Raw genomic sequence first — 18780 nt, forward strand, 5'->3', positions numbered from 1 at the left:
CCGGCTTCCGGTGACACGTGTCCCACACTCGGCTGATCAATTCGCGGCCGCTCGACAGAACCAGGTATTTTCTGCGTGATGTCTTCTTCTCCCCCGCTCATTGTCGCTGATCGGTACCGGCTCATTGCGCCGCTCGGTCAGGGCGGGATGGGTCGCGTCTGGCGGGCGACCGATGTCGTCCTGCACCGCGAGGTCGCCATCAAGGAACTGGTGCCCCCGCCCGGCCTGACCCCCGCCGAGCGGCAGGAGATGCGCGAGCGTTCCCTGCGTGAGGCCCGGGCCATCGCCCGTCTCAACAACATCAACGTGGTCCGCGTCTTCGACGTGCTACGGACGGACGCCGACCCGTGGATCGTCATGGAGTATGTGCCGTCCCGCTCGCTGCAGGACACGCTCGCCGCCGACGGGCCGTACAACGCGGTTCGCACCGCGGAGATCGGCCTGGGCGTGCTGAACGCGTTGAAGGCCGCGCACCGTGCCGGTGTCGTGCACCGCGACATCAAGCCGGGCAACGTGCTGATGGGTGGCGACGGCCGCGTGGTGCTGACCGATTTCGGTCTGGCCACCGTTCCCGGTGACCCGAACGTGACGCGCACCGGTCTCGTCCTGGGCTCTCCGGCGTATATCGCTCCCGAGCGCGCCCGGGACGGGACGGCCGGCCCGGCCGCCGACCTGTGGTCGCTCGGCGCCACGCTGTACGCGGCGGTCGAGGGTCAGTCCCCGTTCGCCCGGCCGTCGGCGATCGCCACGCTGGCCGCGCTCGCCACCGAGAATGTGCCGCAGGCGCGGAATGCGGGACCGCTCAAGCCCGTACTGAATGGGCTGTTGCGGAAAGATCCTGCGCACCGCATCGACGCTGATGAGGCTGAGCGCCTGCTGGCCCGGGCGGCCGGGCGCCGTTCGAAGATCAGCTTCCCGATGAGCCCGACCATGCGCCGGCCCGGTGTGGGTCGTGAGCGGCCGTCGCTGCCGAGTGGTCCGGGTGGTCCGCCGGTGCTGCCGGGCAGTGGTTTCGTCACGGCGACCGGTTCCGCGCCGGTCGTGCCGACCCCGCGCCCGCCGGCCGGCTCTCGTCCGGGCGACGTGCCGGGTCGTTCGTCGAGCGGCCCCAACGCTGTGGGCAATAACGGTCAGGGTCGTCCCACGATCCTGCCCGCGCCGCCGGTCGGCCGGTCGAGTTTCGCGCCGGGCCGCGCCACTGTCGGCAATCCGCAGCCTCAGCAGCCCCCGGCCCGTCCGGGTCAGAAGCCGCTGGACGCGACGAAGGTCGACGGTCCCGCGGTCCGCGACGAGCCGAAGGGCCCACGCCAGCCGGGAAGTCCGGCCGTGCCGCAGGGCTCCCGCCAGCCCGGGAATCCGGCCGCGCCGCAGAGCCCGGCCGGTTCGCAGCCGGCGCCTCCGGCCAATCTCGCTGGTCAGCGCCAGGCACCCCCGACCCCGCCGCGCGACTCGCGTCCGGGTTCGACTCCCGGCCGGGCCACCCCGATCGACCCGGCCGCCCCGATGGTGAACACTGCTCGCGTCGGTTTCACGGCCGCTGACATCGCCGCGAACCGTCGCAAGCAGGCCGCCCCGGAGCACGAGGCGTCCCTGGCCGCCGCCACCGGCGCCTACCCGGTCGTGCAGCCGTCCGCGGAGACCCCCGAGGACGAAAACACGTCGCAGCCTGCGGAGACGCCGGCCGCCGAGTCCGCCGCGGAATCGACGCCCACGCCCGAGAAGCCGGAAAAGTCAGAATCAACGCCGGTCCCGGCCGACGAGAACGTTCCGGCTGAGGCGGCGGCTGAGAAAACCACGACTGAGACGTACGAGGCCGAGCCGCGCGAGTCCGAAACCGACCAGGCCGAATCGGACAGTCCCGAGCCGGCCGAGTCCGAGCCGGACACCCCCGAGGCGTCCGCGACCGCGCAGTCCGACAGCCCCGAGGACGCTCCCTCAGCCGAGGAACCCGCCGCGCCGGAGACCCCGGAGCCGGTCGAGGCCGAGCCGGCCCCGGAGCCGGAGCCGCCGGTGCAGGCGGCCGAGGCGAAACCCACGACCACACCCCAGCGTCCGGCCACCGCGCTCACCCCGGGCCAGCGACCATCCTCGGCCCCGGACGAGGACCGGACCTCGGTCGTCGACTTCGCCGCGATCGCCCCGAGTTCCCCGGCCTCGGCCGTGCCGGACGACGGCGCCACCCGCGTCGTCGGCGCGCTGCACGGCCAGCCCGGGATGCACGGCCAGCCCGCGCTGCACGGACAGCCCGCGGTTCCCGGGTTCGCCCCGTCGAGCCGTCCGGCCTGGACCCCGATGCCGACCCGCCCGACGGTCCGCCCGATCGACGGCATCACGATCTTCGGCACCACGCTGACCCGCCGCCAGGCGATCATCGGCGCCTCCATCGTCCTGACGTTCGTGCTGCTCGTCGGCATCATCCTGGTGCAGGCGCTCGGTGGCGGCGACGACAAGCAGACCGGCTCGCAGGGCACCGACAAGCCGGTCGTGACCGGCTCCAAGTCCTCGACCGCCCCGGCGCAGTCGAACAGCGGATCCGCCACCAGCCCGGCGGCCAAGCCGTCGGCGGCGGCGTCCAGCGCACCGGTTGCCGCCGGCGGCGTCCCGGCCGGCTGGAAGTCCGTCTCGCTGGGCGGCTATTCGATCGCGGTTCCGGCGAACGTCGAGGTCCGCAACGGGGACGGCGGGAGCAAACAGGCCGATTGGAACGGCCGGCAGCTCTACATCTTCCAGTACAACGGCGACGAGGACCCGGCGTCGATGTTCCCGCTGAGTCCGCGCCCGTCCGGGTTCCAGCAGCAGATCAGCCTGGAACAGACCACCTACCAGGGCCGGCCCGCGGCCGACTGGCATTACTACCGGAGCACCAGCAACGGCGGGAAGCAGCATGTCCTGCGCCGGGGCTTCAACGTCGGCGGCAAGACGTACCAAATCTGCTGGTACACCATGCAGGACGACTGGGATGCCTCGCAGAAGGATCTCGCCGGAGTCTTCGCCGGTTTCAAGATCGGCTGAGGCGGCACGCCGGGAACGTGAACTTCATGCGTGATTCCTCGCCGACGCGGGTAGTTGGTGAGGATCACGGATGGAGGTACGTCATGAACTGCCGACCGCACGGCAGGAAGCCCACGCTCGCGCTGTGGATGCTGATCGCCCTGGCCGACGTCGCGATCCTCACGACCGCCGCCGGCCTGGTCACGATGCTTTTGCTCATGGCCGGCCTGCTCGTCGTGGCCGCCGGCTTCTTCGCGGCCCGCGGCCTCAGCCGTCCGGCACCGACTCCGGCCAAGGCCAGCGCCCGGCGCCGCTGAAGATCAAAGCCAAAACCGATTTGCGCGTACGGGCGAGCCCCGCGAAGCCCGCTCAGCATGAGTACCTGTCGATGAACGACAGCCGGTGCGACGCGACTCATGGCGAGATCGGCTACAGTCCCGGGCGTGTTGTCGATCGACGGTGTGAGCGACCTCTGGGACCAGCTGCTGGGTGCCCAGCCCGACCCGCCCGGCCTTCTGGTGGCCCTGACGGCGGTGGCCGGCTTCCTCGCGGTCGCGTTCCGGCCGGCCTGGCGGGTGGCCCGTAACGCGGTGACCATCGCGCACGAGGGCGGCCACGCCCTGTTCGCGCTGCTCACCGGCCGCCGACTGCGGGGCATCCGGCTGGAGTTCGACACGTCCGGCCTGACCCTGTCGTCGGGCCGTCCGACCGGCATCGGCATGATCCTCACCCTGCTCGGCGGCTACATCGCGCCGTCCCTGGTCGGGGTGCTGGGCGCGTGGCTGCTCGGCGGTAACCGGATCACGCTGCTGCTCTGGCTGGCCGTGGCCCTGCTGCTGCTCATGCTGATCAACATCCGGAACCTGTTCGGCGTGATCTCGCTGCTGGTCACGGGCGCGATCGTGTTCGCCGTGTCCTGGTACGCGTCGCCCGAGGTGCAGTCCGCTTTCGCGTACGCGGGCGTCTGGTTCTTGCTCTTCGGCGGTGTGCGGCCGGTCTTCGAGCTGCAGAGCCTGCGCAGCCGCGGCCGGATGCGTGACTCGGACGCCGACCAGTTGGCCCGGATCACCCATGTGCCCGCGCTGTTCTGGGTCGGCGTCTTCCTCGTCGTCAACCTGGCCGCCCTGGTCACGGGCGCGTTCCTGCTCGCCGGCCAGTGGCTGCCGGCCACCGCCTAGCAGATCCGCCCGCCCGCCGCGGGTTATCCACACCAGGGGTTGTCCACAGGCCATCAGCATGATCTTGGCCAAACGCGCGACAATGGCATGGGGACGCCCCCCTGGGAGCGGCGGGGACCGCGAATTTTTGGTCAGAGCGGAATGTTGCCGTGTTTCTTCGGCGGCAGGGTCTCCCGCTTGGTGCGCAGCATCCGCAGGGCCCGCGTGACCTGCGCCCGGGTGTCCGACGGCCGGATCACCGCGTCCACATAACCGCGTTCCGCCGCGATGTACGGGTTGGCCAGCGTGTCTTCGTATTCCTGGATCAGTTCGGCCCGCCGCGCCGCCGGGTCTTCAGCCGACGCCAGTTCGCCGCGGTAGAGGATGTTGACCGCGCCTTGGGCGCCCATCACGGCGATCTGCGCGGTGGGCCAGGCGAAGTTCATGTCGGCGCCGATGTGTTTGGAGCCCATCACGTCGTACGCCCCGCCGTAAGCCTTTCGGGTGATGACGGTGACTTTGGGGACGGTGGCCTCGGCGTAGGCGTAGATCAGTTTGGCGCCGCGCCGGATGATGCCGTCCCATTCCTGTCCGGTGCCGGGCAGAAAGCCGGGCACGTCGACGAAGGTCAGGACCGGGATGTTGAACGCGTCGCAGGTGCGCACGAATCGGGCGGCTTTTTCGCTGGCCGCGATGTCGAGCGTGCCCGCGAAGTGCATGGGCTGGTTGGCGACCACGCCGACGGGTCGTCCTTCGACGCGGCCGAAGCCGACGACGATGTTCTGGGCGTAGAGCGGCTGCACTTCGAGGAAGTCCTCGACGACGGTCTCGACGACGGTCTTGATGTCGTAGGGCTGGTTCGGCGAGTCGGGGACCAGCGTGTCCAAAGCCAGGTCGGCGTTGCTGGAGGCGAGGTCGGAGTCCTCTTCGTAGACGACCGGCTCGTCGAGGTTGTTGCTCGGAAGATAGGACAACAGCGCGCGTACGTAGTCGATCGCGTCTTCTTCGTCGGAGGCGAGGTAGTGGGCGTTGCCGCTGCGGGTGTTGTGGGTGCGGGCGCCGCCGAGTTCTTCCATGCCGACTTCTTCGCCGGTGACGGTTTTGATCACGTCGGGTCCGGTGATGAACATGTGGGAGGTCTGGTCGACCATGACGGTGAAGTCGGTGATGGCGGGGGAGTAGACGGCGCCGCCGGCGCAGGGGCCCATGATCAGGGAGATCTGTGGGATGACGCCGCTGGCGCGGACGTTGCGGAAGAAGATGTCGGCGTAGAGGCCGAGGGCGACGACGCCTTCCTGGATGCGGGCGCCGCCGGAGTCGTTGATGCCGATGATCGGGCAGCCGATCTTCATGGCGAGGTCGAGGACTTTGACGATTTTTTCGCCGAAGACTTCGCCGAGGGAGCCGCCGAAGATGGTGAAGTCCTGTGAGAAGACGCAGACCTGGCGGCCGTCGACGGTGCCGTGGCCGGTGACCACGCCGTCGCCGTAGGGCCGGTTCTTGTCCAGGCCGAAGGCGGTGGAGCGGTGCCGGGCCAGTTCGTCGAGTTCGACGAACGAGTCCTTGTCGAGCAGCAGCTCGATGCGTTCCCGTGCGGTTTTCTTGCCGCGGGCGTGCTGCTTCTCGACGGCACGCGCGGAAGCCGCGTGGACCGCCTCCTCGGACCGGTTCGCGAAGTCGGCGAGCTTACCGGCGGTGGTGTGGATGTCGGGCTGCGTTGTCACGATGGTCTCCACATACGGGCGGCGATGCACTCCCGATGATCGTAGCCGCGTCCCGGGCGCGCGCAGGGGGCGTCGCTACGCGTCCGTTTCACACCTCTTGTCTTATTCGTTACGTCTCACGTGACGAACTGGATGACCGCGGCCGGGCTCGCATTCATCGCGGGGGGCCTCGCCACACTGATCAGTTTCCGCGCCGTGCTGTTCGGTAGCGGAGACGAGGACGAGCCCCAGCCCCGCAGGGTGCCGCCGCCCCGCCCGCGGCGACTCACGTCGGCGACGCCGCGGCGCGTGGCCGGCCTGGCCTCGATCGGCCTGGTCGGCGAGGGCGATCCCGGAGCGCTGCCGGTCCGCCGGGGCGAACGATCGTGGCCCGGCGAGCCGTCGCAGCACGGCGAGCGGTCGCAGTACGGCGAACCGCCGCAGCCGCGGCGCGAGCAGCCGTCGCAGCGCCGGCCGCGACGTGAAGAGCAGTTTGACGAGCAGCGCGAAGAGCAGTCGTGGCACCGCGAGGACCTGCCCGACGAGGTCTTCGACGGCGAGCGCGACTACGACTACCAGGAGGAACCCGAGTTGTCCCGGTTCATCGACAACACCGCCTGGCGGTCGGAGCGCGAGCCCGACCAGGACGACTGGATTCTGACCGGCAACGATGAGGTGTACGACGGCCCGCCGCCCCGCCCGGCGCCGATCGATCGCTCGGACCGGGGCTACGGCGACCGGATCGACGGATGGGTGCGTCCCCGCTATCCCGAGCTGGACGACCGGCCGCCGTCCGGTGACTACTGGACGCCGGTGCCGGACGATCTTTACGTCGATCCGGAGCCGTCGGCCCGCGGGTACGGCTGGCCGGTTCCGGTGGAACGCCTCCCGTCCGTCCCCGACTACGAGCCGGTGACCGGTTTTGATCTGACCCCGGTGCAGGCCGCCGAGCCGACCACGCTCGTGCCGGACTGGCCGCCGGCGCCGGATCACCGGATCCGGCTGCCACGCTCGTGGGCGGCCCGGGACGAGCAGGGGCGCAGCGACGACCGTACGGGAAACCGAATTGATCGTGAGGAATCGCCGCGCGGACCTCGCCCGCGGCCGCGCCCTCGCCCGGCCGCGATCGAGTCGGACTCCGCCTACATAAGCCGCCACGCCGCCGGCCCCCACCGCTGAGGGCGGCCCGGGACCCGAAGGGGAGCGCCGGCTGGGCCGGGGTAGGGGAGGCCGGGGTCGGGAAGGGGCATAGGCTGCCGGAATGGCCGCTTCCGGGTACACCGATCTGGACCGACCGCCGCTCTCCGAGCGTGCCCTCACCCGGGCCCTGGTCCACCCCGGCGGCTTCTGGACCCGGATCGACGTCCGGGCCGAGACCAGCTCGACCAACGCCGACGCCGCCGAGGCGGCCCGCGCGGGCACCCCGGAAGGCCTGGTCGTCGTCGCGGAACAGCAGGTCGCCGGCCGTGGCCGGCGGGATCGGCAGTGGCTCAGCCCAGCCCGCGCCGGGCTCACGCTCACCGTCCTGCTGCGTCCGGGCACGCCGGTCCCGGAGCGGGACTGGCCGGCCGCGAACCCGGGCACGTTCGGCTGGTTGCCGCTGCTGGCCGGTGTCGCCCTGGCCGGTGCGGTGACCCGGGTGGCCGGTGTCGAGGCGGCCCTCAAATGGCCGAACGACCTGCTGGTGGCCGACCGCAAGTGCGCCGGCATCCTGGCCGAGGTGGCCGGCGACGCGATCGTGGTCGGCATCGGACTGAACGTGAGCACGCACGCCGAGGAACTGCCGGAGACCACCGGCGTGCCGGCGACCTCGCTGCGCCTGGCCGGTGCCGAAAGTCTGGATCGGGATCCGCTGCTGCGCGCTCTGCTGCGCGGGCTGGAGCGCTGGTACGGCGGCTGGCGCGAGGCGGGCGGCGACGCCGAGATGTGTGGCCTGCTGGGGGAGTATCGGCGGCTGTGCTCGACGATCGGCCGGGACGTGCGGGTGCTGCTGCCCGGGGGCGGCGAGCTCACCGGCGAGGCGACCACCGTGGACCGGGACGGGCAACTCGTGGTCCGTACGGTGGAAGGCAGTGAACATCGCGTCTCAGCGGGTGATGTTCTGCACGTACGCTGACCGCGTGGCGTTCCCGGCGGAAGTTCTCGCGGAGCAGGAGGAGCTTGTCCTCCACCTGCGCCCGCACGGCAAATCGGTGGTCGGCCCGGCCCTGGTGGTCGCGTTGACCGTGGCCGGCACGATCATGGCCTGGGTGCTGCTGCCGGAGAACGAGGGCGGCCGGATCGGTCTCGGATTGGTCGCCGCCATCATGCTTTACCACGGCATTCGGTACGGGATCGTCCCGCTCGCGCAGTGGCGCGGCACTCACTGGGTGATCACCACCGAGCGCCTGCTGACCCAGCGCGGCCTGCTCGTCCGCGAGCGGCGGGACCTGCCGCTGAACCGGGTCAACGATCACGCGCTGACCCAGTCGTTGCTGGACCGGATGTTCGGCACGGGCACCCTGGTGATCGATTCGATCGGCGAGCAGAGTGCCCGGCTGGCCGGGGTCCCGCGCGCGCAGCAGGTGCAGACCACGCTGTACGAGCTGATCGAGCAGGCCCCGGACGACGAGGACGAAGAGGACGAGGAAGAGGTCAGCTCTTCAGCCGGGCGGCGTCCAGTTCCGCCGCACTCCCCGGCACGTCGATCGCGCTGAGCTCGGCGAACCCGGCGGTCGCGTCCATCTCGGTGATCGCACCCTCGTGGCCGTCGACCGGCGGCTTGAGGAAGACGAACGTCCGGTAGGCCCAGAAGCGGAAGATCGTGGCGATGGCGATGCCGACCAGGGTGACGGCCAGGAACGCGATCTTGTCGTTCTCCTCGGTGAGGCCGAAACCGTACTTCCCGACCGCGACCAGGCCGGACTGGATGACCATGCCGACGAGGTTGAAGCCGAAGAACAGCGCGTACTCCCGGCGGAGCGCGGTGCGCGTGTGGTGCCGGTAGGTCCAGTAGCGGTTCGCCAGATACGCCAGGGTCGTGGTGACGACGGTGGCGATGATGCTCGCCTTGACCGCGCCGATGGGCAGCGCGACGGCGGTGATCGCCAGGTAGAGCAGGGTGTTTCCGGCTCCGATGATGGCGAAGGCGACAGCTTCCGGAGCGAGACGGCGCAGGCGTTCCGTCAGGGGTAGAGCGGAAGGCATTGGGCAACCTTACGGGGGCGAGAGGGGTAATGCCGAATCACGGAAGTGTGGGTGACGACGATGTCACACCGGGGGTCCGGCCCGTGTCGGCCCGGAAAACGAACTTCCGGTAGGACCAGAAGCGGAAGATGGTACCGATCGCGGTGCCGACCAGCTGCCCCGCGATGTTGTCGGCGGTCTGGCTGCGCAGGGCCGGCCAGAAGTGGCCGAGCCCGTAGTGACTGATCGCCAGACAGGACAGGGCGATGCCCAGGCCGATCGCGTTCAGCACGAAGAACGTCGTGTACTGCCGGGCCATGTGGGTGTGCGCCTCGTCGCGCCACGTCCAGAACCGGTTACCGGCGAAGGCCAGGGTGGTGGCCACGATCGTGGAGATCGTCTTGGCCGTCAGGGTCTCGATGTCGTCGTTGCGCAGCAGATTGAAGATGACCAGGTCGACGCTGAACGCGACCGCCCCGACCACCCCGAACTTGCTCGCCTCCCGCGCCAGGGCACGTAACCGGGCACGCACTCCGGCAGGCCGCGGCGAGGGTGGGGGCACGGGACCGAATGTACCGTCGCCGGGCACTCCTCGCTGACCCCGTTGCACAGTCTCAACCAGCGGTGCCGGCATGGTGACGCTGCCGGTACGGCCCGTGACGGAATCCGTCGATCTCGCGGATCTCGGCCAGCCGCCCCCGGCACTCGGCGCAGCGGCCGAGGTGGGTGCGCATCCGGTGCGCGTCACGCGGGGCGAGCCGGCCGCGGACCTGCGGGCCCAGCCGGTCGCCGGCCCACCGGCACTCCGGGTGCTCGGCCGCGGTGACGTGCTGCTGCAGATAGAGGCTGCGCAGCCCCTCCCGCGCGCGGTGGGCCAGGACGGCGACCGCGTTCGGGGTCAGGCCCATCAGCGGGGCGAGCTCGGCCGGGGTGCTGCCCTCCACCTCGGTCTGCCAGAGCACGTCGCGCCAGCGCGGCGGGAGCTGCCGGAAGGCGGCCGCCGCGAAGCTGCGTTCCAGCTGGTCCAGCGCCGGGTCGGTGAACGGCTCGCCGGCGTCGTAGCGGCTCAGGTCGTCGGTGAACTCGAGCCGCCGGTCCGAGCGGGCGCGCTGGTAGCAGACGTGCCGCATGGTGGTGTGCAGGTAGGCGCGGAACGCGACAAGAGGGCCGCGACCGGCCCGCAGCGACGCGAACACCTTGGCGAACGTCTCGGCGACCAGGTCGTCGGCGTCGGCCGGGTCACGGGCCAGGCCGTACGCGAAGAGCCGAGCCGCCGCCCGGTGACGCTCGTAGAGCGTCCCGTAGGCGGCAGTGTCGCCGGCCCGGACGGCGGCGAGTAGATCCGTGTCCGAGTCCACGTCGTTGCCCGGGGTCGTCATTCCGCCTCCTGTGGCAGGAACTGCGAGGAAAGCCCGATTAGGTGAAAGTGTACGGCGCTATGTCCCTTTTGTGAAAGTTGTCGAGAGTGACGGTGTGGCTGGCCCGATTGCGCGCTCGTGCGCTTTGCGGCGAAGAATCAATCGTCATTGCGCACCGCAACCAAAGATTGTGCGGTTGTCCACAGGTTCAGCCGATGAACTGCACGGGCGCGGGGCTTAACCTGATGTGACTCCCATGACAACAGCCGGATTTCTCCGGCCGGTCTGTCATTGGTCAGTGCCGACCGAAGGAGCTTCACTTTGTCTCACCCCCACACCTCGCACCCGCGTCTGCTGGCGTGGATCGACGAGGTCGCCGCTCTGACAACGCCCGACCGGATCGTCTGGTGCGACGGTTCGGACGCCGAGTGGGCCCGGCTGACCGACGAGCTCGTCGAGTCCGGCGCCCTGGTCCGGCTCGACCCGGAGAAGAAGCCGAACTCGTTCTGGGCTCGCACGTCGCCGTCCGACGTGGCGCGGGTCGAGGAACGCACGTACATCTGCTCGGTCGACGAGGCCGACGCCGGGCCCACCAACAACTGGATGGCCCCGGCCGAGATGAAGACCCTGATGACGGAGCTGTACCGGGGGTCGATGAAGGGCCGGACGATGTACGTCGTCCCGTTCTGCATGGGCCCGCTCGACGCCGAGAACCCGATGTTCGGCGTGGAGCTGACCGACAGCCCGTACGTCGTGGCCAGCATGCGCATCATGACCCGGATGGGGGCCGAGGTCCTGAGCGCGATGGGCGACGACGCGGACTACGTGCCGTGCCTGCACTCGATCGGTGCGCCGCTCGGCAAGCACGAGCAGGACGTCGCCTGGCCGTGCAACGAGACGAAGTACATCTCGCACTTCCCGGAGACCCGGGAGATCTGGTCCTTCGGCTCCGGCTACGGCGGCAACTCGCTGCTCGGCAAGAAGTGCTACGCGCTGCGCATCGCCAGCGTGGCCGCCCGCGACGAGGGCTGGCTGGCCGAGCACATGCTGATCATGAAGCTGACCTCGCCCGAGGGCGTCGTCCGCTACATCGCCGGCGCGTTCCCGTCGGCCTGCGGCAAGACCAACCTGGCCATGCTCGAACCGACCCTGGCCGGCTGGAAGGTCGAGACCGTCGGCGACGACATCGCCTGGATGCGCTTCGGTGAGGACGGCCGGCTCTGGGCCACCAACCCGGAGTTCGGGCTGTTCGGCGTCGCGCCCGGCACCGACTTCCACACCAACCCGAACGCGATGCGCACGCTGGCCAAGGGCAACTCGGTCTTCACCAACGTGGCCCTGACCGACGACGGCGACATCTGGTGGGAGGGCATGGGCGAGCCGCCCGCGCACCTCACCGACTGGAAGAACCAGGACTGGACGCCGGAGTCGGAGGCGCCGTCGAGCCACCCGAACAGCCGGTTCTGCACGCCGATCGAGCAGTGCCCGATCCTGGCCGACGAGTACCACGACCCGCGCGGCGTGCCGATCGACGCGATCCTGTTCGGCGGGCGCCGCAAGACCACGATCCCGCTGGTCACCGAGGCCCGCGACTGGGTGCACGGCGTGTACATGGGCGCGACCCTGTCCAGCGAGACCACCGCGGCCGCGGTCGGCCAGGTCGGCGTGGTCCGCCGCGACCCGATGGCCATGCTGCCGTTCATCGGCTACCACGCCGGTGACTACTTCCAGCACTGGATCGACATGGCCAAGGGCGCCTCCGGCGACGCGTCCAAGCTGCCCAAGGTCTTCTACGTGAACTGGTTCCGCCGCGGCGACGACGGCCGGTTCCTCTGGCCCGGATTCGGCGAGAACAGCCGGGTCCTCAAGTGGGTCGTCGAGCGGCTCGACGGCAAGGCCGACGCGGTCGAGACCGCGATCGGGCACGTCGCCACCCCGGCCGCGCTCGACCTGACCGGCCTCGACCTGGACCACGACGACCTGGAAGCGGTGCTGCGGGTCGACAAGGACGAGTGGCTGGCCGAGCTGCCGCAGGTCACCGAGTGGTTCGAGAAGTTCGGCGACAAGCTGCCGGCCGTCCTCTGGGCCGAGCTGGACGCGCTGCGCGCGCGCCTGGCCGACGCCTGATCAAGACTCGGCCCGCGCCCGCCCTCAACGGCGAGGGTGGGCGCGGCCGGCCTTTCTATAACGCTTTTGACAAGGTGCGTCACCCGGACGGCCAGCCCGGTGGTGGCACGAACAGGTTTATCCAGGCCCGGATGGTTCCACCGCACACCGCTACCGCTTGAGTGCGCCGTGAACATGGCTACCCTTGCCGGTGATGAGTGTGCGCTCGCTGGTTTACAGGTTCTACGAACGACGACTCGCCGGGAAACTGGTCGGCAAGCCGGTGCCCCGCCATGTCGGCGTGATGTGCGACGGCAACCGCCGTTGGGCCCGGGAGATGGGTTTCGTCGACCCGAACGACGGCCACCGCGTCGGCGCCGTCCGGGTCAAGGACCTGCTCACCTGGTGTGACCAGGCCGGGATCGAGCACGTCACCCTCTATCTGCTGGCCACCGACAACCTGCAGCGCCCGGCCGCCGAGCTGGATCCACTGGTGAAGATCATCGAGGATCTGGCGACCGAGCTGGCCGAGGAGGGCAACCCCTGGCGCCTGCGCATGGTCGGCGCGCTCGACATCCTGCCCGCCGGCACGGCCGCGACGCTCAAGGCCGCACAGGAGAAGACCCAGGACCGTTCCGGCGGCGTCGAGGTCAACATGGCGGTCGGCTACGGCGGCCGGCGCGAGATCACCGACGCCGTGCGCTCCCTGCTGCAGCAGCACGCCGCGTCCGGCGGCACGCTCGAGGAGCTGGCCGAGATCCTGGACGTCGAGCACATCGCCGAGCACCTCTACACCCGCGGCCAGCCCGACCCCGACCTGGTCATCCGCACCAGCGGCGAGCAGCGGCTGTCCGGCTTCCTGCTCTGGCAGTCGGCGCACTCGGAGTTCTACTTCCACGACGCCAACTGGCCCGACTTCCGCCGCATCGATTTCCTGCGCGCGCTGCGCTCCTACGCCAGCCGCCAGCGTCGCTACGGGGCATAAAACCGCTTATTGGGTACGTCGTGAGCCGCCCGTGGCCAGGCTCCGCCGCATCTCGTGCGGAGCCCGTCCCGAGCCGCACCGGTCCGGCCGGCCGCGTCCCGTGCGGAACCCGCGCGACCCTCGCCGTGCACCGGGCCCGCTGCGCGCGTCCCGGCCCCGGCTGGCTCTCACGGCTGTATCAACCGCTCTGATACAGCCGTGAGGACCAGCCGGCACGGTGAGTCGCGCGGCGGCCCGGGGACGGGCGGACGTCGCGCGCGCACCGACGGGACCGGGCTCACGACGTACCGAATAATTGTCTTAGAAGCGGTTGATGCCGTCGTTGACGAATTTGGCGACGGCCTCGGGCGAGGCCAGGGTGAGGTCGGCCGCGTCGGAGACCTCGGCGCCGGTCTCGTCGTTGGCCACCGCGACCGCCATGCCGAAGAAGTCGGGGTCGACCGACTCGCGCGCCCGCAACGCCTCGAACGCCCGGATGTCCGACATGTCGTCACCGAAATACCACGCCGTGGCGGAATCCTGCACGGCCTCGGTGATGACCATGCCCTTGTCCTGGTCGACCGGGGGCTTGAGCTCGACGACCATGCGGCCGCCCTGGATCTTCAGGCCCTGGCTGAGGGCGCGCTCGCGGGCCCACTGCTCGACCTCGGGGGCCCGCTCCGGGCACCGGCGGAAGTGCAGGGCGACCGAGAGCCGTTTGTATTCCACATCGACCGGCTCGGCGAAGACCTGGCGGGCCTCGGCGGCCAGAGCGCGCATGGGCTCGGCGAACTCCACCGCGGCGGGCTTGGTGACGACCTCGCCCTCGTGCAGCATCTCCAGGCCGTAGAGGCCGTAGAAGTCGACGTGGGTCAGGGTGGGGAAACGGCCGCGGAGGAAGTCGACCGGACGGGCTGAGACGATCGCCACCCGGCCGACCTTGGTGGCCAGTCGTTCCAGAACGGCGGGCACCGCGGCCACAGGTTGTGACTCGCCCGGCGTCTTCGTGATCGGTGAGAGAACGCCGTCGAAATCGAAGAAGAACGTCGTCCGCGACGCGTGGCGGGCGGTGCGTGCCCAAGCGTCGTCAGCGCTGGCGGGATGGGTTTGACCTTCGGTCTGTGCCACGCCGTCAGACTACCCGCGGCGGGTGTCCTTTTATGCCCGGCGGAATTCGCGTGGGGCGAGCGTCACCCACGAGTGCCCGATTTTGCGCACTACCGCAGGAGGCAGTTGACCGCTAGCGTTTGTGTCATGGCACGGGGTTATCCCGAGCCAGCCGGTCGGCCCGGACCTGCGATTACGTGCGCCACAGGGCCCGCAATCCGCCCCTGTGCACGTCCGGCGGCCGGAGGTGGCGGACCGCGGGTGGCGGGTTGCACGCCCGCTGGAGCAGGCCTGTGACATCTCGCCGTACCGATGCCGGTGTCGCTTCTTCTTCCGACCCGGCCGACAAGGTCACCAGGACTCGTGCCACGACGCCGCGCCGCAAGGTGCGGGACCGGCACGCCGACGCCGAGCCGGCCCCGGCCGGCAAGGTCTTCGTCCTGGACACCTCGGTCCTGCTGTCCGACCCGGCGGCGTTCCGCCGGTTCACCGACCACGAGGTGATCGTTCCCCTCGTGGTCATCTCCGAACTGGAGGACAAACGTCACCACCCCGAGCTCGGCTGGTTCGCCCGGCAGTCCCTGCGGACGCTGGACGAGTTGCGGATCAAGTTCGGGCGGCTCGACCGGCCGGTGCTCTGCAACGACGAGGGCGGCACGCTGCGCGTCGAGCTGAACCACGCCGACCAGAGCGTGCTCCCGCAGGGCTTCCGCAACGACTCGAACGACACCCGGATCCTCTCGGTGGCGCTCGGGCTGGCCGCTGAGGGCCGCGACGTCACGCTGGTCAGCAAGGACATGCCGCTGCGGGTGAAGGCCGCCTCGGTCGGTCTGACCGCCGACGAGTACCGGCACGGTCAGGCCAGCGACCCCACCTGGACCGGCATGGCCGACCTGGAGCTCGGCGAGGACCAGGTCAGCGCGCTCTACTCCGGTGACGAGCTCGAGGTCGAGACGGCCGAGAACCTGCCCTGCCACACCGGCCTGGTGATCCACTCGCCGCGCGGGTCGGCCCTGGGCCGGGTCACCCCGGACAAGACGGTGAAGCTGGTCCGCGGGGACCGGGACGCGTTCGGGCTGCGGGGCCGCTCGGCCGAGCAGCGGATCGCCCTGGACATCCTGCTGGACGAGCAGATCGGGATCGTGTCGCTCGGCGGCAAGGCCGGCACCGGCAAGTCCGCGCTGGCGCTCTGTGCCGGCCTGGAGGCGACGATGGAGCGCAACCGCCACAAGAAGGTGATCGTCTTCCGGCCGCTCTACGCGGTGGGCGGCCAGGAGCTCGGCTACCTGCCCGGCAGCGAGTCGGAGAAGATGTCGCCCTGGGCGCAGGCCGTCTTCGACACGCTCGGCGCCGTGGTGCACGCGAACGTGGTCGACGAGGTGATGGCCCGCGGCCTGCTCGAGGTGCTGCCGCTGACCCACATCCGCGGTCGCAGCCTGCACGACGCGTTCGTCATCGTCGACGAGGCCCAGTCGCTGGAACGCAACGTGCTGCTCACCGTCCTGTCCCGCATCGGGCAGAACTCGCGGGTGATCCTGACCCACGACGTCGCCCAGCGGGACAACCTGCGGGTCGGCCGGCACGACGGTGTCACCGCGGTGATCGAGGCGCTGAAGGGGCATCCGATCTTCGCCCACGTCACGCTCACCCGTTCGGAGCGTTCGCCGATCGCCGAGGTGGTTACGGATCTGTTGGAGGACATCCCCCTGTGAGGTGACGCCAGCGCGGATCTTTGTCCCGATTGTAGGGAAAAAGTCGGTGACTAAAGTCACAGATCCGCGCTGGCATTTCACATCCTCTTCACGCTGCGCCATGGTGTCTGGCGAGCATCATGCCGTGGCTGTGTGGTCGGAGATCGACTTGCCGGTGGTGCTCGCGGCACGACCGACCCCTGTGCGTGGGGGCCGTGCCGCGTCATTGCCCCCGACGAAGGGAATCTTCGTGAATCGGCTCTGGAGCCGGCTCGGAGTTCGCACGGCGTCTGTCGGCCTGCTGGTGGCGGGACTCGGCGGCGGTGTGTACCTCGGCCAGGACCGGGACGATCAGCAGCAGAGCAACGCTTCGGCGCTCGTCTTGCAGGCGAATGCCGAAGAGATCGCTCTGCTGAAGGAGCGCCAGAACGAGCACGCTGCTGCTCGGGCCTTCCGCCGGTCGGCCGAGGACGCTGCTGCCGCGAAGGCGGCCACCGAGGCCAAGGCCGCCGCTTCCAAGGCGCACACGCTGGAGGCCAAGGCGATCGCGGCCGACGCCGCCGAGGCCGCGGCGAAGAAGGCGGCCGAGCAGAAGAAGGCCGCCGAGTCCGGTGCCGCGGTGCCGTACACGGGCGAGATCCCGACCTCCTGCAGCGAGTACTCGGGCAGCCGGGGCGTCGGTTGTGCGCTGATGCTGGACGCCGGTTTCAAGATCGACCAGTTCCCGTGCCTCGACAAGCTGTGGAAGCGCGAGAGCGGCTGGAACTACAAGGCCACCAACACCGGCTCCGGGGCGTACGGGATTCCGCAGGCCCTGCCGGGCAGCAAGATGGCCTCGGTCGCGTCGGACTGGAAGACCAACCCGGCGACCCAGATCAAGTGGGGCCTGCAGTACATCGAGGGCCGCTACGACAGCCCGTGCGGCGCCTGGAGCCACTCCGAGAGCACCGGCTGGTACTGACCGGCTGAGCGCCTCGGCGCTGAGCACGCTTGGATAACGGGGCCGCGCGGCACGCCACGCGGCCCCGTTCCACTGTGATCAAATGTCCGTATGATCCGAAATGTCGCCTTGGTGGCACTGGTGGTCGTCCTCGCCGCCGGTAACGTGCCGGCCCGGGCGGGTGATCTGCCGGTCCGGGGCGGCGGCCGGCCGATTCTCGAAGTCGTCGGCGGCAACGAGGCCAAGACCGGCGAATTCCCCTGGGTCGTCCGGCTCTCGATGGGCTGCGGCGGCGCCCTCACCGCGCCCCAGGTGGTGCTCACGGCCGGGCACTGCGTCGGCCCCACCGGTCCGAACAAGAAGATCACGGTGACCGCCGGCGTCGCCGACCTGAAAGCCCGCAACGCCGTCACCGCCCACTCCGTCGAGGTCATCCGCGCGCCCGGCTTCACCACCGAGACCCGCGGCAACGACTGGGCCGTGGTCAAACTCGACCGGGTGCTCGGGCTGCCCACCCTCGACCTCGTCCCGGACGCGACCTCGGACACCGGCGATGTCACCGTGATGGGCTGGGGGCTGACCCGGGAAGGATCGGTGCAACAGGAACAGAGGCTGCACTACGCCACCGTTCCCACCATTCCGGACGACACGTGCGCCAAGGCCTATCTGGCCACGAAGATCACACTGGTCAAACAGGACTCGATCTGCGCCGGGCGGCACGGTGTGGACACCTGCCAGGGCGACTCCGGCGGGCCGATGGTGCGACACGGGCGCGACGGCCGGTGGGCCCAGGTCGGCATCGTGAGCTGGGGACTTGGCTGCGCCCGCGATGCCTATCCGGGGGTTTACACCCAGATCTCCAGATTTCGTACGGCCATCATCGCCGCCACCCGCAAGGCCGCCTGACGCGCGAGTGGCCGGTAGCCCGCGCGCCTGGAACCATCGAGTCATGAGTTACGGGCTGTCCGACCCGCGTTCCGAAGTGACCCCCCAATTCGGCACCGACGCCTTCTACGCCTCCATGGGACGAGCATTCGTCACCATGTGCGCGGTCATCCCGATCCTGTTCCTGATCGAAGCGCTCGACGTGGCCCTCGGCCGCGGCCGCCTCGACATGGCCGGCGGCATCATCCCCCGCCACATCGAGGGCCTGGACGGCGTGCTGTTCAGCCCGTTCCTGCACAGCGGCTGGGACCACCTGTACGGCAACGCGGTGCCCCTCATCCTGGTCGGCACGTTCGCGCTGGCCGGCGGCGCCCGCCGCTTCCTCTGGTCGACCGTGACGATCATGCTGGTCAGCGGGGTCGGCGTGTGGCTCGTCGGCGATCCGAACACGGTCGTGGTCGGCGCCAGCGGCGTGATCTTCGGCTACCTGGGCCTGCTGTTCGCCCGCGGTTTCGTCGAGCGCAGCTGGTGGAGTCTGGCCGTGGCCGCCTTCATCGGGCTGCTCTACTGGTACCAGATCTACAACATCCTGCCGACCGATCGTGCCGTCTCCTGGCAGGGGCACGCGCTCGGCCTGGCCGGCGGCTTCCTCTCCGCGTTCCTGTTCCGCCGGCGGTGATCGTTCGTGGGGAGGGCCGCCGCCCTCCCCACCA

16 protein-coding genes and 1 pseudogene are annotated in these 18780 nt (G+C 70.0%); 12 read left to right on the forward strand and 5 right to left on the reverse strand.

Annotation, left to right across the window (positions count from 1 at the left end; all coding sequences use genetic code 11):
- Window positions 1-78: 78 nt before the first annotated feature.
- The 3 genes and pseudogenes from ACSHV8_RS44780 to ACSHV8_RS44790 form a co-directional block, all read left to right on the forward strand.
- Window positions 79-1281, forward strand: a pseudogene (locus ACSHV8_RS44780) (serine/threonine-protein kinase); the annotation flags it as partial.
- A gap of 1814 nt (window positions 1282-3095) precedes the next feature.
- Window positions 3096-3308: a hypothetical protein gene (locus ACSHV8_RS44785; protein ID WP_436526364.1), complete on the forward strand. Its 213-nt coding sequence runs from the start codon at window positions 3096-3098 to the stop codon at window positions 3306-3308.
- A gap of 126 nt (window positions 3309-3434) precedes the next feature.
- Window positions 3435-4169 carry a M50 family metallopeptidase gene (locus ACSHV8_RS44790; RefSeq protein ID WP_436526366.1) on the forward strand — a complete coding sequence of 245 codons (735 nt, stop codon included), beginning with the start codon at window positions 3435-3437 and terminating at the stop codon, window positions 4167-4169.
- Between the two features lie 131 nt (window positions 4170-4300).
- Here ACSHV8_RS44790 and ACSHV8_RS44795 read toward each other — a convergent pair whose 3' ends face one another.
- A complete protein-coding gene (locus tag ACSHV8_RS44795) occupies window positions 4301-5872 on the reverse strand; it encodes an acyl-CoA carboxylase subunit beta (protein WP_436526368.1) in 1572 nt (523 codons plus the stop codon).
- Between the two features lie 120 nt (window positions 5873-5992).
- Here ACSHV8_RS44795 and ACSHV8_RS44800 point away from each other — a divergent pair, with 120 nt between their 5' ends.
- The 3 genes from ACSHV8_RS44800 to ACSHV8_RS44810 all read left to right on the forward strand — a co-directional run bounded on the left by ACSHV8_RS44800 (window position 5993) and on the right by ACSHV8_RS44810 (window position 8547).
- Window positions 5993-7030 carry a hypothetical protein gene (locus ACSHV8_RS44800; protein WP_436526370.1) on the forward strand — a complete coding sequence of 346 codons (1038 nt, stop codon included), beginning with the start codon at window positions 5993-5995 and terminating at the stop codon, window positions 7028-7030.
- Between the two features lie 82 nt (window positions 7031-7112).
- Window positions 7113-7967 carry a biotin--[acetyl-CoA-carboxylase] ligase gene (locus ACSHV8_RS44805; RefSeq protein ID WP_436526372.1) on the forward strand — a complete coding sequence of 285 codons (855 nt, stop codon included), beginning with the start codon at window positions 7113-7115 and terminating at the stop codon, window positions 7965-7967.
- 4 nt (window positions 7968-7971) lie between these two features.
- Entirely contained in the window at window positions 7972-8547 is a 576-nt protein-coding gene (locus ACSHV8_RS44810) for a PH domain-containing protein (RefSeq protein WP_436526374.1), read from the forward strand.
- Here ACSHV8_RS44810 and ACSHV8_RS44815 read toward each other — a convergent pair.
- From ACSHV8_RS44815 to ACSHV8_RS44825, 3 genes are read right to left on the reverse strand one after another with little or no spacing between them, the layout of a single operon-like run.
- Window positions 8486-9037, reverse strand: coding sequence for a GtrA family protein (locus tag ACSHV8_RS44815; RefSeq protein WP_436526376.1), 552 nt, complete (start codon window positions 9035-9037; stop codon window positions 8486-8488). The two genes, ACSHV8_RS44810 and ACSHV8_RS44815, sit on opposite strands and share 62 nt — an antisense overlap.
- A gap of 37 nt (window positions 9038-9074) precedes the next feature.
- The gene (locus ACSHV8_RS44820; protein ID WP_436526378.1) at window positions 9075-9578 is read right to left on the reverse strand and encodes a GtrA family protein; all 504 of its coding nucleotides are present in this window, start codon (window positions 9576-9578) and stop codon (window positions 9075-9077) included.
- A 52-nt stretch (window positions 9579-9630) separates the two neighbouring features.
- On the reverse strand, window positions 9631-10395 hold the full coding sequence (locus ACSHV8_RS44825; RefSeq protein ID WP_436526379.1) for a sigma-70 family RNA polymerase sigma factor: 765 nt from the start codon (window positions 10393-10395) through the stop codon (window positions 9631-9633).
- 300 nt (window positions 10396-10695) lie between these two features.
- Here ACSHV8_RS44825 and ACSHV8_RS44830 point away from each other — a divergent pair, with 300 nt between their 5' ends.
- Window positions 10696-12501 (forward strand): phosphoenolpyruvate carboxykinase (GTP), encoded by a 1806-nt coding sequence (locus tag ACSHV8_RS44830; RefSeq protein ID WP_436526381.1) that lies wholly within the window; start codon window positions 10696-10698, stop codon window positions 12499-12501.
- Between the two features lie 193 nt (window positions 12502-12694).
- A complete protein-coding gene (locus ACSHV8_RS44835) occupies window positions 12695-13465 on the forward strand; it encodes an isoprenyl transferase (protein WP_436526383.1) in 771 nt (256 codons plus the stop codon).
- Between the two features lie 300 nt (window positions 13466-13765).
- Here ACSHV8_RS44835 and otsB read toward each other — a convergent pair whose 3' ends face one another.
- Window positions 13766-14572, reverse strand: a complete 807-nt coding sequence (gene otsB / locus ACSHV8_RS44840) for a trehalose-phosphatase (RefSeq protein WP_436526385.1) — start codon at window positions 14570-14572, stop codon at window positions 13766-13768.
- Between the two features lie 272 nt (window positions 14573-14844).
- On the opposite strand from otsB, the gene ACSHV8_RS44845 reads away from it, so the two are divergent.
- The 4 genes from ACSHV8_RS44845 to ACSHV8_RS44860 all read left to right on the forward strand — a co-directional run bounded on the left by ACSHV8_RS44845 (window position 14845) and on the right by ACSHV8_RS44860 (window position 18746).
- Window positions 14845-16263, forward strand: coding sequence for a PhoH family protein (locus tag ACSHV8_RS44845; protein WP_436526387.1), 1419 nt, complete (start codon window positions 14845-14847; stop codon window positions 16261-16263).
- 229 nt (window positions 16264-16492) lie between these two features.
- Window positions 16493-17203, forward strand: coding sequence for a lytic transglycosylase domain-containing protein (locus tag ACSHV8_RS44850; RefSeq protein ID WP_436526389.1), 711 nt, complete (start codon window positions 16493-16495; stop codon window positions 17201-17203).
- 90 nt (window positions 17204-17293) lie between these two features.
- Window positions 17294-18088: a S1 family serine peptidase gene (locus ACSHV8_RS44855; protein WP_436526391.1), complete on the forward strand. Its 795-nt coding sequence runs from the start codon at window positions 17294-17296 to the stop codon at window positions 18086-18088.
- 43 nt (window positions 18089-18131) lie between these two features.
- Complete coding sequence (locus ACSHV8_RS44860; protein ID WP_436526393.1) at window positions 18132-18746, forward strand: rhomboid family intramembrane serine protease; 615 nt, start codon at window positions 18132-18134, stop codon at window positions 18744-18746.
- The last annotated feature ends 34 nt before the right edge of the window (window positions 18747-18780 follow it).

Origin of the sequence: Actinoplanes sp. HUAS TT8 (genome assembly GCF_051380535.1) — a bacterium.
Taxonomy (GTDB): domain Bacteria; phylum Actinomycetota; class Actinomycetes; order Mycobacteriales; family Micromonosporaceae; genus Actinoplanes.

Excerpts from the sequence above, each read along its gene's own strand:
- ACSHV8_RS44815 (WP_436526376.1), bottom strand. The coding sequence starts at position 9,037 with ATGCCTTCCGCTCTACCCCTGACGGAACGCCTGCGCCGTCTCGCTCCG.
- ACSHV8_RS44785 (WP_436526364.1), top strand. The coding sequence starts at position 3,096 with ATGAACTGCCGACCGCACGGCAGGAAGCCCACGCTCGCGCTGTGGATG.
- ACSHV8_RS44805 (WP_436526372.1), top strand. The coding sequence starts at position 7,113 with ATGGCCGCTTCCGGGTACACCGATCTGGACCGACCGCCGCTCTCCGAG.
- ACSHV8_RS44835 (WP_436526383.1), top strand. The coding sequence starts at position 12,695 with ATGAGTGTGCGCTCGCTGGTTTACAGGTTCTACGAACGACGACTCGCC.
- ACSHV8_RS44855 (WP_436526391.1), top strand. The coding sequence starts at position 17,294 with ATGATCCGAAATGTCGCCTTGGTGGCACTGGTGGTCGTCCTCGCCGCC.
- ACSHV8_RS44825 (WP_436526379.1), bottom strand. The coding sequence starts at position 10,395 with ATGACGACCCCGGGCAACGACGTGGACTCGGACACGGATCTACTCGCC.
- ACSHV8_RS44860 (WP_436526393.1), top strand. The coding sequence starts at position 18,132 with ATGAGTTACGGGCTGTCCGACCCGCGTTCCGAAGTGACCCCCCAATTC.